Here is a 13,254-nt window from a genome sequence, read left to right as displayed (position 1 = left end):
GAGGCAGGCCTCATTGCTCTCTTGCCGTCGCCAATTCGAGAATCGGAGTCATTTGATAATTGTTTTCATTTAAACGTCAAGCCGGTGAGCGCGCTTCATGAAACGTCTATGTGCCGCTGCCGACCTTCCCGAGGCAGAAAGTCGCGGGTTTGAAACCGAAGGGCTGAAACTGCTGGCAGTGCGTCGCCATGGGCAGGTGTTCGTCTACCGCAATCGCTGCCCCCATCGCGGCATTGCGCTGGAATGGGAGCCGGACCGGTTTCTGGATGACAGCGCGAGCCTGATCCAGTGCGCCAGCCATGGCGCACTGTTTCTGGTCGAGAATGGCGAATGTGTTGCAGGGCCTTGCGAAGGACAGTCACTGACTGCAATCCCCTGCCGGGAAGACGCCGAAGGCATCTGGGTCATGCTGCCTGACGATAACGAATCGTTCAGATAAGGCCCTGAACCTGCAGACGCCTGTCGATGCGGATGTCTTCAGGCGTCAGTTGCACGCCATAGGCCAGCACCTCGACACCCGCCGCTACCGCTTCGCGCAAGGCAGCGGCATAGGCCGGGTCGATCTCTTCTGCCGGACGCACCGCCTCAATGCCGGTGAGGTTCACGCAATACAGCAAGACCGCACGCACGCCATCGCGAGCCAGCGCCGCCAGCTCACGCAAATGACGGGCACCGCGCTGAGTGACCGCATCGGGAAAGGCCGCGACAGCCGACTCATCGAAGCCCAGCGTGACGCTCTTGACCTCTAGATAGGCATAGCCTTCGGGGTATTCAAGACGAAAATCCACCCGGCTTTTTTCCTGCCCGTAAGCCACTTCGCGCTTGAGCGCCGTGAAGCCGTTGAGCTCGCTGATGATCCCGGCGCGCAATGCTTCCTCGACCAGAGTATTGGCGCGTCCGGTATTGATGCAGGCAAAACGTCCCTGAGGCGTTTCGCTGATTTCCCAGGTCCCCGGCAGCTTGCGCTTGGGATCATTGGAGCGGCTGAACCAGACGCGCCCGCCCGGCAGCATGCAATTGAACATCGATCCGGTATTGGGGCAGTGAATGGTCAGCAGCTCGCCGCTGTCGGTTTCGATGTCGGCCAGGAAGCGTTTGTAGCGAATCAGCAGACGACCCTGCTCAAGTTCAGGAGAAAAACGCATCAGCCTTTCCAGCTCCGCAAGCCACGGGCAATCCGCTCGACCGCCTCTTCAAGCCTTGGCAGGCTTTGGGTGTACGCAAAGCGCACATGATGCCCCGCCTGATAACGCCCGAAATCCAGCCCCGGCGTGAACGCAATGTGCTCGGTCTCAAGGAAGTGCCGGCAAAAATCAAAGGCATCGCCACCAAAGGCGCTGATATCGGCATACAGATAGAAAGCCCCTTCAGGCTCCACGGCGATACCAAAACCCAGCTCGCGCAAGGCAGGCAAAAGGAAATCGCGGCGGCGGCCGAACTCGGCGCGGCGCTGCTCGAAGATTTCGATGGTCTGCGGCTCGAAACAGGCCAGCGCGGCATATTGAGCCATGCTCGGGGCGCTGATATAGAGGTTCTGCGCCAGCTTCTCCAGATCGGCAACCGCCTCGGGAGGCGCCACCAGCCAGCCCAGACGCCAGCCAGTCATTCCGAAATATTTTGAAAAACTATTAAGGACGAACGCATCGTTATCGACCTCCAGCACGCTGCTCGCGTCAACGCCGTAAGTCAGGCCGTGATAAATCTCATCCACCACCAGATGACCGTTGCGCGCCTTGAGCTCGCGGGACAACGCGGCCAGCTCATCCACATGCAGAAGCGTGCCTGTAGGGTTGGCTGGGGAGGCGACCAGAGCACCGACGCTGTCCTGATTCCAGTGTTGCGCCACCGACTCGGGTGTCAGTTGATAACGCTCTTTCGGCCCGACCGGCACCAGTTGCGCAGCACCTTCGACCAGACGCAGAAAGTGCCGGTTGCACGGATAACCCGGATCGGCCAGCAACCAGTGTTTGCCGGGGTCCACCAGAAGACTGCTGGCCAGCAGCAGCGCACCTGAACCACCCGGCGTGACGAGAATTCGCTCAGGATCGATATCCAGCCCGTAACGCCGGGCATAGAAACCGGCAATGGCCTGACGCAATTCCGGCAGGCCACGGGCGGCGGTGTAGCGGGTCTTGCCGGCAGCCAGTGCCGCCTGTCCGGCAGCAACGATGGGCTCTGCCGTGGTGAAATCGGGCTCGCCGATTTCCAGGTGAATGACATCGTGACCCGCCGCCTGCAATTCATTGGCCCGCGCCAACAGCGCCATGACGTGAAAAGGTTCGATGGCGCGACTACGCTCGCTGTAAGGCTGGGCCATTTTTCTTCCTTAAATGAAACACGAATCAGAAACATAACGGTCATGAACAGTCGGCTGGATTCTAACCAACCGTTTGCAGTGCACTACTTTAAATCATGAAACGTCAGTACTTGTTGAAAGAAAACAAAAAGACGGGGACAGCCGCTACACGCCTTGATGACAGCGAGTTTCCGTTACAGGCGTCCCGTTCGGTGAACAAGCGAGACGATGCTCGACAACCGGGAGTAGCGCACCACGATTTGATCTGGTAAGTTCGCCCGCTTGCAGTTGCAGGGCCGACAGGGGTCGGTGATGGAACAATCCTGCGCAATAGATTAGAAGAGTGAGAGGCGGTCCCTACATGCCCACCCCAGAAAAGCAACAGAATCATCTAATCAGTGGCTTTGAACCCTACGTGGAAAAAAAGGGTGAAGAGTACATGGGCGAGCCGATGCGCGCGCATTTCACCAAGATCCTGAACAAGTGGAAACAGGATCTGATGCAAGAGGTCGACCGCACGGTAGACCACATGAAGGACGAAGCTGCAAACTTTCCTGACCCGGCAGACCGAGCCAGCCAGGAAGAAGAATTCAGCCTGGAACTTCGTGCCCGCGATCGTGAGCGCAAGCTGATCAAGAAGATCGACAAGACGCTGCAACTGATCCTTGACGAAGAGTACGGCTGGTGTGAGTCCTGCGGTGTGGAAATCGGCCTTCGCCGTCTTGAAGCACGCCCGACTGCCGATCTTTGCATCGACTGCAAGACACTGGCAGAAATCAAGGAAAAACAGGTCGGCAAATGATCTGCTGACTGCCTTGAACAAAAAGACGCTTCGGCGTCTTTTTTGGTTTTAAGGAATAGAGGTTTTTCGCGAATGAATTCGCTCCCACGGAGTATGTTGGAGCGAATTCATTCGCGAAAACCAACAAATCTTCTGGTTTGGATCCCCCATGAAAACCCCGGCCTATATCGGACGCTTTGCGCCAACCCCCAGCGGTTACCTGCACTTCGGCTCGCTGGTTGCAGCGCTCGCGTCCTATCTCGACGCCCGCGCCGCGGGTGGCAAATGGCTGATGCGCATGGAGGACCTTGACCCGCCTCGGGAGGTTGCCGGGGCGCAGGCTGCGATTCTGGAAACCCTTGAGCGTTATGGCTTTGAATGGGACGGCGAAGTCGTGCGCCAGAGCCAGCGTCACGATGCCTATGCCGAAGTCCTGAATCGCTGGTTCAGTCATGGCCTGGCCTACGCCTGCACCTGTTCGCGTAAACAACTGGAAGGTTTTCAAGGCATCTACCCCGGCTTTTGCCGCAATGCAGGACATGCCACCGAAGACGCCGCGATACGCATCCGCGTGCCGGAACTGGAATACCGCTTCATCGACCGGGTACAGGGCGCCTTTCAACAGCACCTGGGGCGCGACTCCGGAGATTTTGTCATTCAGCGGCGCGACGGCCTGTATGCCTATCAACTGGCGGTAGTGATCGATGATGCCTGGCAGGGCGTTACCGATATCGTGCGCGGCGCAGACCTGCTGGACTCGACACCTCGCCAGCTCTATCTCCAGGAACTGCTGGGGCTGCCACAGCCGCGTTACCTGCATGTGCCGCTGATTACCCAGCCGGACGGCCACAAGCTCGGCAAATCCTACCGCTCTCCCCCACTGCCAGCCGATCAGGCGACGCCTTTATTGCTCAGGGCACTGCGAGCCCTCGGTCAGCCCACGACACCCGAACTCTCGTACGCCAGCGCAAGGGAAGTACTCGACTGGGGCATCGCGCACTGGGATGCCATGGCAATACCGCGCACGAGCACAATTGAAGAAGCCCGAATAGACTGAGCTAGAGCGGTCGCGTAAAACTCCTACACAAGTACACTTGCAGGTTGTACGGCATCCGTTACCATGCCGCACCTCATCACCCTCAGGAACGAAGGAGACCGTATGTATATTTACCGTTTGGTCTTGCTCCTGGTGGTAGGCATCTACCTCTTCTCCCCGGCCATCATGGACTGGTGGATCGATGCGACAGGTGCCTGGTATCGGCCTTATATGCTGTGGCTGATCCTGATCGTGGTGACCTTCATTCTTCAGAGCCAGCGAGATGCCGATGAGCTTTAGCCTCACGCAGATGCTGCTGGTCAGCGCCGGGTATCTGCTGCTCCTGTTCGGCGTTGCATGGATCAGTGAGCGTGGCGTCATCCCACGCTGGATCATTCGTCACCCGCTGACCTATACCCTCTCGCTGGGCGTATATGCCAGTGCCTGGGCGTTCTATGGTTCGGTCGGTCTGGCCTATCAGTATGGCTATGGCTTCCTGTCCAGTTACCTCGGGGTTTCCGGAGCGTTTCTGCTGGCGCCGGTGCTGCTTTATCCCATTCTCAAGATCACCCGCACCTACCAGCTTTCATCCCTGGCCGATCTGTTTGCCTTTCGCTTCAGAAGTACCTGGGCGGGCGCGCTGACCACGGTTTTCATGCTGATTGGCGTGCTGCCGCTATTGGCGCTGCAGATTCAGGCAGTGGCCGATTCCATCAGCATCCTGACCCGGGAACCGGTGCAGGACCGGGTCGCCGTAGCGTTCTGTGCGTTGATCACACTGTTCACCATTTTCTTCGGCTCGCGGCACATCGCGACCCGGGAAAAGCATGAAGGCCTGGTGTTCGCCGTTGCTTTCGAGTCGCTGATCAAACTGATCGCCCTGGGCGGTATCGGCCTTTATGCCTTGTATGGCGTGTTCGACGGCCCGCAGCATCTGGAACTCTGGCTGCTGCAAAACCAGACCGCCCTGGCCTCGCTGCACACGCCTTTGCAGGAAGGTCCATGGCGCACATTGCTGCTGGTGTTTTTCGCCTCGGCCATCGTGATGCCGCACATGTATCACATGACCTTCACCGAAAACCTCAATCCGCGCGCACTGGTCAGCGCCAGTTGGGGCCTGCCGCTGTTCCTGCTGCTGATCAGCCTCGCCGTGCCTCTGATTCTGTGGGCGGGCCTCAAGCTGGGCGCCACCACCAGCCCCGAGTATTTCACCCTGGGGATCGGCATTGCTGCCAACAGCAAACCACTGGCGCTGATGGCTTATGTAGGCGGGCTCGCGGCGTCCAGCGGGCTGATTATCGTCACCACACTGGCGCTGTCGGGCATGGCCCTCAACCATCTGGTGCTGCCGCTTTATCAGCCCCCGGCCGAGGGCAATATCTATCGCTGGCTGAAGTGGACACGTCGCGGCCTGATCGTGGCGATCATCACGGCGGGCTACTGCTTCTACCTGATGCTCGGCGCGCAGCAGGATCTGGCCAACCTGGGCATCGTCGCCTTCGTCGCCACCCTGCAATTCCTGCCCGGCGTGCTGTCGGTGCTGTACTGGCCGACCGCCAACCGGCGCGGTTTCATTGCAGGCCTGCTGGCCGGAACCGTGGTCTGGATCGTCGGCATGCTGTTACCGCTGATCGGCAACCTGCAGGGTTTCTATATTCCCTTGCTGAACATGATCTACGTGCTGGACGACACCAGTTGGCACATGGCGGCCATCGCCTCGCTGGCAGCCAACGTCCTGTTGTTCACCCTGATCTCGCTGTTCACCAATGCAAGCCCGGAAGAAGTCAGCGCCGCCGAGGCCTGTGCCGTCGACAATGTACGTCGCCCGCAGCGCCGCGAACTCTATGCCGTGTCGCCCCAGGAATTTGCCACGCAACTGGCCAAGCCGCTGGGCGCCAAGGCCGCGCAGAAGGAAGTCGAGCAGGCGCTGCGCGACCTGTATCTGCCGTTCGACGAGCGCCGTCCTTATGCCCTGCGCCGCCTGCGTGACCGGATCGAAGCCAACCTGTCGGGCCTGATGGGCCCCAGCGTGGCCCAGGACATGGTGGAAACCTTTCTGCCTTATAAGTCCGGCAACGAGAAATACGTCACCGAAGACATTCACTTCATCGAGAGTCGTCTTGAGGACTACCACTCGCGCCTGACCGGTCTTGCCGCCGAGCTGGATGCCTTGCGCCGCTATCACCGCCAGACGCTTCAGGAACTGCCCATGGGGGTGTGCTCGCTGGCCAAGGATCAGGAAATCCTGATGTGGAACCGGGCCATGGAAGAACTGACCGGTATTGTCGCCCAGCGTGTCGTGGGCTCGCGGCTGGAAACCATCGGCGAACCCTGGAAAGGCCTGCTGACAGGTTTCATCAATGTGCCGGATGAGCACTTGCACAAACAGAAGCTCGCCCTGGACGGCCAGACCCGCTGGCTCAACCTGCACAAGGCCGCCATCGATGAGCCGCTGGCCCCGGGTAGCAGCGGTCTGGTGGTACTGGTCGAAGACCTGACCGAAACCCAGATGCTGGAAGACAAGCTGGTCCACTCGGAACGTCTGGCCAGCATCGGTCGTCTGGCGGCCGGTGTAGCCCACGAAATCGGCAACCCTATCACCGGCATTGCCTGCCTCGCACAGAACCTGCGCGAGGAACGCGAGGAAGATGGCGAGATCAAAGAGATCAGCAGTCAGATCCTCGAACAGACCAAACGTGTCTCGCGCATCGTGCAATCCTTGATGAGCTTCGCCCACGCCGGCGCTCACCAGCATAACGACGAGGCCGTCTGTCTGGCCGAGGTCGCGCAGGACGCCATTGGTCTGCTGGCGCTCAACCGTCGCAACTTCGAAGTCCATTTCTATAACCTGTGCAACCCGCAGCACAAGGTCGATGGCGATCCGCAACGGCTGGCACAGGTCCTGATCAATCTGCTCTCCAACGCCCGTGACGCCTCGCCCTCCGGCAGCGCTGTCAGGGTCAAGAGCGAAGCATCCGAACATACTGTGGATCTGATCGTCGAAGACGAAGGCAGTGGAATTCCCAAGGCAATCATGGACCGATTGTTTGAACCATTCTTCACCACCAAGGAACCGGGAGAAGGAACCGGGCTAGGTCTCGCACTGGTCTATTCCATCGTTGAAGAGCATTATGGACAAATCACCATCGACAGCCCGGCTGACCCCGAGCAGCAGCGAGGAACCCGTATCCGGATAACCTTGCCGCGCCATGTCGAAGCGACGTCCGCCGTGAACTGAGACCGTCGAGAGAACTGAATCGATGCCGCATATTTTGATCGTCGAAGACGAAACCATTATCCGCTCGGCCCTGCGCCGTCTGCTTGAGCGTAACCAGTACGAAGTCAGCGAGGCAGGTTCGGTACCCGAGGCTCAGGAGCGTTTCAATATCCCCTCGTTCGACCTGATCGTCAGCGACCTGCGACTGCCTGGCGCTCCAGGCACCGAACTGATCAAGCTCGGTGAAGGCAAGCCCGTACTGATCATGACCAGCTATGCCAGCCTGCGCTCGGCCGTGGACTCCATGAAAATGGGCGCGGTGGATTACATCGCCAAACCCTTTGACCACGATGAAATGCTGCAGGCCGTTGCGCGGATCCTGCGTGATCGTCAGACCAGCTCCAGCCAGCAGGCTGAACGCAGCGCGCCCGCCAAAGCCAACGGTGCCGACAAGGGCACTGCGCAGAACGGCGAGATCGGCATCATCGGCTCCTGCCCGCCCATGCTCGATCTTTACAGCAAGATTCGTAAAGTCGCGCCCACAGACTCCAACGTTCTGGTCCAGGGCGAGTCCGGGACCGGCAAGGAACTGGTCGCCCGCGCCCTGCACAACCTTTCTCGTCGCGCCAAGGCTCCGATGATTTCCGTGAACTGCGCAGCGATTCCCGAATCCCTGATCGAGTCCGAGCTGTTCGGCCATGAAAAAGGCGCCTTTACCGGTGCCAGCGCAGGTCGCGCAGGCCTGGTTGAAGCGGCCGATGGCGGCACCCTGTTTCTCGACGAAATCGGTGAGTTGCCTCTGGAAGCACAGGCCAGACTCTTGCGCGTTCTGCAGGAAGGCGAGATTCGTCGCGTCGGCTCCGTGCAGTCACAGAAGGTCGATGTGCGCCTGATCGCCGCGACCCACCGGGACCTCAAGACCCTGGCCAAGAATGGCGAATTTCGCGAAGACCTTTATTACCGTCTGCACGTGATCGCGCTGAAACTGCCTGCATTGCGCGAACGCGGTAACGACGTGCTCGAAATCGCCCGCGCCTTTCTGGTTCGCCAAAGCGCCAGGGCTGGCCGCAACGATCTGAAGTTTGCCCCCGACGCCGAACAGGCCATCCGTCATTACAGCTGGCCGGGTAACGTACGGGAGCTGGAAAACGCCGTGGAACGCTCGGTGATTCTGTGCGAGAACCCGGAAATCTCTGCCGACCTGCTGGGTATCGACATCGAGCTCGACGGGCTGGATGACGACGAGTACATGGGCCTGGCGCCACTCCCCGCTTCGGCGAACTCCACCAACAGCGAGCCTACCGAAGACCTGTCGCTGGAAGACTACTTCCAGCACTTCGTCCTGGAACACCAGGATCACATGACAGAGACCGAACTGGCACGCAAACTGGGCGTCAGCCGCAAGTGCCTGTGGGAACGCCGCCAGCGACTGGGCATTCCGCGCCGCAAAGGGGTCGCCAACGAAACCTGAAAGGCTCTGCGTCGGGGTGCGCAGGCCAGTTAACAAAACTGTTACCTTCGTACCTCCTACGTAACAAAAGCCGGGTCTTACGGTAACGAAGCCCGGCTTTTTTGTACCTGCCCAAAAAGCCGAAACCCCGCAAAGCCCCGGTTTCACTGGGTTTCAAAAAGTTGGCACACCTTCTGCTATATCCTTAGTACAAGAAGAACAACAAGCAGTACGACACCCATAATAAAAATAAGACGAATCGACTCACGCATAACAAGAACAAGACGGCGGAGGCGCAGCTAACTGATTCTTTTGGAGAGGAGTTGTATTTGGGGCTTGCCCCGCAACCAGGCCGAGAATAATAAAAACTACCCTTAGGTAGCGCCTGAACTGGTTGGATCGAATGATCATTGCAACGCAGCGACCAAAGCAATCCGTTTGCTCTTGACTCCCGATTGGGAGATTTCACAGGCGAAACCCTGTGAATGGGCACTCAACAAAAACAAGAAGCCCGACAAGACAATAAAAATAAAGAGCACGCACTTTGGGGGAGCTTCGGCTCCCCCAGTAGCTTCCAGAGCTTTTGAATCCCTTCCTTTGATGCCCGATGCGCAGCCTCCTACACCATCCCCCGACTAAATGCTAGAATCCCCGCCCATCGTGCGGCCATTCTTCATTTTGGCCGAATATTCCTTCAAACAGTGCATCCCATGCTGAAGAAGCTGTTCCAGTCATTCCGTTCCCCAGTGCGTAAACCGCAGCAACACACGCGCACCACGCCTGAAGTGCTCAATAGCAGTCAGCACTCGCTGCAGCGCAGCCAGTTCAGCCGTCATGCGGTCAATATCGTCGAGCGCCTGCAAAACGCTGGCTACCAGGCCTATCTGGTCGGTGGTTGCGTGCGCGACCTGATGCTCAACATCGAGCCCAAGGATTTCGACGTAGCAACCAGCGCCACACCTGAACAGGTGCGTGCAGAGTTCCGTAACGCCCGGATCATTGGCCGCCGCTTCAAGCTGGTCCATATCCACTTTGGCAGGGAAATCATCGAAGTTGCGACCTTCCGCGCCAATCATCCTCAGGACGAGGAAGAAGAGGACAGCAACCAGTCCTCGCGCAATGAAAGCGGCCGCATCCTGCGTGACAACGTCTATGGCACGCTGGAAGAAGACGCCCAGCGCCGGGACTTCACGATCAACGCGCTGTATTACGATCCGGTCAGCGAGCGGGTGCTCGATTACGCCAACGGCGTACACGACATTCGCAACCGCCTGATCCGCCTGATCGGCGACCCCGAGCAGCGTTACAAGGAAGACCCGGTGCGCATGCTGCGCGCCGTGCGTTTCGCAGCCAAGCTGGACTTCGGTATCGAAAAGCACAGCACCCTGCCGATTCGCCCGCTGGCGCCGATGCTGCGTGATATCCCGTCGGCCCGTCTGTTCGAGGAAGTGCTCAAGCTGTTCCTGTCCGGCCACGCCGAGCCCACCTTTGAAATGCTGGTGGATCTGGAGCTGTTCGAGCCCCTGTTCCCGGCCAGCTCCAAGGCCCTGGAATACAACCCGACCTACACCCATACCCTGATCAGCAATGCCTTGATCAACACCGACCTGCGCATCAGGCAGAACAAGCCGGTAACACCGGCGTTCCTGTTCGCTGCTCTGCTCTGGCCAGCCTTGCCTGCCAAGGTGCTGCGCCTGCAAGAACGCGGCATGCCACCGATTGCGGCCATGCAGGAAGCCGCGCACGAGCTGATCATCGAGCAATGCCAGCGCATCGCCATTCCAAAACGTTTCACCATGCCGATCCGCGAGATCTGGGACATGCAGGAACGTCTGCCACGCCGCTCCGGCAAACGCGCCGACCTGCTGCTCGACAATCCACGCTTCCGTGCCGGTTACGACTTCCTGCTGCTGCGCGAAACCGCTGGCGAGCAGACCGACGGTCTGGGCGAGTGGTGGACCGATTATCAGGACTGCAACGACAGCCAGCGCCGCGACATGATTCGTGACCTTGGCAACAAGCCCGAAGCCACCGGCACAGGCCCTCGCAAGCGTCGTCGCAGCAGCGGTGCCAAACGCAAACGGGACGCCGAGGCGTCCGGTGAGTAAGGTTTCGAGCCGCGAGCGTGTCTATATAGGCCTGGGCAGCAACCTCGCTGACCCGGCCGAGCAGTTGCGCCATGCACTCGATGCACTGGCGCTACTGCCACAGAGCCAGCTGGCAGGCGTTTCGTCTTTTTACGTCAGCGACTCCCTGTTGCCCGGCCAGCCCCGCTATACCAATGCCGTTGCCGCACTGGACACCGCACTGGCACCGCTGGAACTGCTCGATGCCTTGCAAGGCATCGAACTGGACCAGGGCCGCGAGCGTCATGAACGCTGGGGCCCGCGCACGCTGGACCTTGATATTCTGCTGTTCGGCGAGCGACTGATCGACGAACCACGCCTGAAAGTGCCGCACTATCACATGCAGGCCCGCCCCTTCGTTCTCTACCCTCTGGCAGAACTGGCTCCCCGCCTGGATCTGGCTGACGGGCGCACGCTGGAGCAGTTACTGGCCGCTTGCCCATTCGAGGGCCTGGAGCGTTTGTCCGCTCCGGCGTAAACCTGACGTGTCACCCGTTACTACACATCTGTAACCGATGATGAAACGGGTAACACCTGCAATTGACTTCATGCCCCCTCCTCACGAAGATAGGCCTCCCGCCGCCAACCCGTTGGTGAATGGGCGCGAAACAGGCCTTTGCGAAACACCGCGACACGACGGTGTGCCTGCTTTTCCAAGATGAATCGCCGCAGTGTGCACAGCGCCTGATGGAGACTTTTAGATGCCTGATATAACTGTTACGTCGCTGCTGGCCCTCAAGCAGAAAGGTGAGAAAATCACCATGCTGACCTGCTACGACGCGACCTTCGCCCATACCGCCAGCCAGGCGGGTGTCGAAGTGTTGCTGGTGGGCGACTCGCTGGGCATGGTCCTGCAGGGCCATGACAGCACCTTGCCAGTGACGACCGCCGAAATGGCCTATCACGTTGCCTGCGTCAAACGCGGCAATCAGGGCGCGCTGATTCTTGCCGACCTGCCGTTCATGGCCAACGCCACCCTCGAACAGACCTTCACCAACAGCACCACGCTCATGCAGGCCGGCGCGCACATGGTCAAGGTCGAAGGTGCTGCGTGGCTGGCCGAGTCGATACGCCTGCTCGCCGACCGTGGCATTCCGGTCTGCGCCCACATGGGCCTGACGCCACAATCGGTGAACGTGCTGGGTGGCTACAAGGTTCAGGGCCGTCTGGAAGCCCAGGCACGCCAGATGCGTGCCGATGCCATTACCCTGGAACAGGCTGGCGCCGCCATGATCCTGCTGGAGTGCGTACCGAGCGAACTGGCCGAGGAAATCACCCAGGCGGTGAAAGTACCGGTCATCGGTATCGGCGCCGGCAGCGCCACCGACGGTCAGGTGCTGGTGCTGCATGACATGCTCGGCCTGTCCATCAGCGGTCGCGTCCCCAAGTTCGTCAAGAACTTCATGGTCGGCCAGCCTGACATTCATTCGGCCATCCAGGCCTATGTCAGCGCAGTCAAAAACGTCAGCTTCCCGGCAACTGAACACGGATTCTCGGCATGAACACAGTAAAAACCGTACTGGACCTGCGCGCCGCCGTCGCTCGCGCCCGCAGCGAAGGTAAACGGATTGCCTTGACGCCCACGATGGGCAACCTGCACAGCGGACATGCCGCACTGGTTACACGGGCAAGCCAGCGGGCGGACTTCGTGGTCGCCACCATTTTCGTCAACCCGCTGCAGTTCGGCCCCAACGAAGACCTGGCGAGCTATCCCCGCACCCTGGATGCCGACAAGGAAAAACTGCTGGAAGCCGGTTGCAACCTGCTGTTCACGCCCAGCGTTGAAGAAATGTACCCGCACGGCATGGCCGATCAGACGCTGGTCAGCGTTCCGCACCTGTCCGAAGGGCTTTGCGGTGCCAGCCGGCCCGGCCATTTCGACGGCGTTGCCACTGTGGTCAGCAAGCTGTTCAACATGGTTCAGCCTGACCTGGCCGTGTTTGGCGAGAAAGACTTTCAGCAACTGGCGGTGATCCGGGCACTGGTCCGGGATCTGAACATGCCGATCCAGATCATTGGCGAACCGACCGTTCGCGCCGCCGATGGCCTGGCCTTGTCGTCGCGCAACGGTTACCTGAGCGAAGAGCAGCGCGCCAAGGCACCTGCGCTGTATCGCGTGCTCAGCACCGTGGCCGACGGCATTCGCAGCAACGAAGCGATCAACAGCCTGATCGATATCGGCAAGAGAACCCTGGAAGCCGAAGGTTTCCGTATCGACTACCTGGAAGTGCGTGAAGCCACCAGCCTGCGACCTGCGACCGGACAAGACCGTGATCTGGTCATTCTGGTTGCCGCCTTTCTGGGCAAGACCCGCCTGATCGACAATCTGCACCTGACCAAGGAATAAC

General features: G+C 59.6%; 12 protein-coding genes. 10 read left to right on the top strand and 2 right to left on the bottom strand.

The genetic code is table 11. From position 1 onward, the window contains the following. Positions 1-97 precede the first annotated feature (97 nt). Complete coding sequence (locus tag KQP88_RS03965; RefSeq protein WP_216704906.1) at positions 98-439, top strand: Rieske (2Fe-2S) protein; 342 nt, start codon at positions 98-100, stop codon at positions 437-439. On the opposite strand, the gene sfsA is transcribed toward KQP88_RS03965, so the two are convergent. Both sfsA and KQP88_RS03955 read right to left on the bottom strand, forming a co-directional pair. Further along, on the bottom strand, positions 432-1,145 hold the full coding sequence (sfsA, locus tag KQP88_RS03960) for a DNA/RNA nuclease SfsA (protein WP_216704905.1): 714 nt from the start codon (positions 1,143-1,145) through the stop codon (positions 432-434). The two genes, KQP88_RS03965 and sfsA, sit on opposite strands and share 8 nt — an antisense overlap. Then, positions 1,145-2,317: a pyridoxal phosphate-dependent aminotransferase gene (locus tag KQP88_RS03955; protein WP_200994742.1), complete on the bottom strand. Its 1,173-nt coding sequence runs from the start codon at positions 2,315-2,317 to the stop codon at positions 1,145-1,147. Before KQP88_RS03955 ends, sfsA begins: the two co-directional genes overlap by 1 nt. 340 nt (positions 2,318-2,657) lie before the next feature. Here KQP88_RS03955 and dksA point away from each other — a divergent pair, with 340 nt between their 5' ends. The 9 genes from dksA to panC all read left to right on the top strand — a co-directional run bounded on the left by dksA (position 2,658) and on the right by panC (position 13,253). Next, the gene (gene dksA / locus KQP88_RS03950) at positions 2,658-3,098 is read left to right on the top strand and encodes an RNA polymerase-binding protein DksA (protein ID WP_025258522.1); all 441 of its coding nucleotides are present in this window, start codon (positions 2,658-2,660) and stop codon (positions 3,096-3,098) included. A 148-nt stretch (positions 3,099-3,246) separates the two neighbouring features. Beyond that, positions 3,247-4,134, top strand: coding sequence for a tRNA glutamyl-Q(34) synthetase GluQRS (gene gluQRS, locus KQP88_RS03945; RefSeq protein WP_216704904.1), 888 nt, complete (start codon positions 3,247-3,249; stop codon positions 4,132-4,134). A gap of 102 nt (positions 4,135-4,236) precedes the next feature. Beyond that, positions 4,237-4,413 (top strand): hypothetical protein, encoded by a 177-nt coding sequence (locus KQP88_RS03940; RefSeq protein WP_002552060.1) that lies wholly within the window; start codon positions 4,237-4,239, stop codon positions 4,411-4,413. Beyond that, positions 4,397-7,351 carry a sensor histidine kinase gene (locus KQP88_RS03935; RefSeq protein ID WP_200994743.1) on the top strand — a complete coding sequence of 985 codons (2,955 nt, stop codon included), beginning with the start codon at positions 4,397-4,399 and terminating at the stop codon, positions 7,349-7,351. Before KQP88_RS03940 ends, KQP88_RS03935 begins: the two co-directional genes overlap by 17 nt. Positions 7,352-7,373: 22 nt before the next feature. Continuing rightward, the gene (locus KQP88_RS03930) at positions 7,374-8,801 is read left to right on the top strand and encodes a sigma-54-dependent transcriptional regulator (protein WP_200994744.1); all 1,428 of its coding nucleotides are present in this window, start codon (positions 7,374-7,376) and stop codon (positions 8,799-8,801) included. 689 nt (positions 8,802-9,490) lie between these two features. Continuing rightward, positions 9,491-10,888, top strand: coding sequence for a polynucleotide adenylyltransferase PcnB (locus KQP88_RS03925; protein ID WP_200994745.1), 1,398 nt, complete (start codon positions 9,491-9,493; stop codon positions 10,886-10,888). Then, positions 10,881-11,384 carry a 2-amino-4-hydroxy-6-hydroxymethyldihydropteridine diphosphokinase gene (gene folK, locus KQP88_RS03920; RefSeq protein ID WP_200994746.1) on the top strand — a complete coding sequence of 168 codons (504 nt, stop codon included), beginning with the start codon at positions 10,881-10,883 and terminating at the stop codon, positions 11,382-11,384. The genes KQP88_RS03925 and folK overlap by 8 nt, the downstream gene beginning before the upstream one ends. 223 nt (positions 11,385-11,607) lie before the next feature. Beyond that, complete coding sequence (gene panB / locus KQP88_RS03915) at positions 11,608-12,408, top strand: 3-methyl-2-oxobutanoate hydroxymethyltransferase (protein WP_216704903.1); 801 nt, start codon at positions 11,608-11,610, stop codon at positions 12,406-12,408. Beyond that, complete coding sequence (panC, locus tag KQP88_RS03910; RefSeq protein ID WP_216704902.1) at positions 12,405-13,253, top strand: pantoate--beta-alanine ligase; 849 nt, start codon at positions 12,405-12,407, stop codon at positions 13,251-13,253. Before panB ends, panC begins: the two co-directional genes overlap by 4 nt. The last annotated feature ends 1 nt before the right edge of the window (position 13,254 follow it).

It is taken from the genome of Pseudomonas lijiangensis, assembly GCF_018968705.1.
GTDB lineage: Bacteria > Pseudomonadota > Gammaproteobacteria > Pseudomonadales > Pseudomonadaceae > Aquipseudomonas > Aquipseudomonas lijiangensis.
Note: the sequence above shows the minus strand (reverse complement) of the source record. Positions and strands in the feature narration are given on the sequence as shown.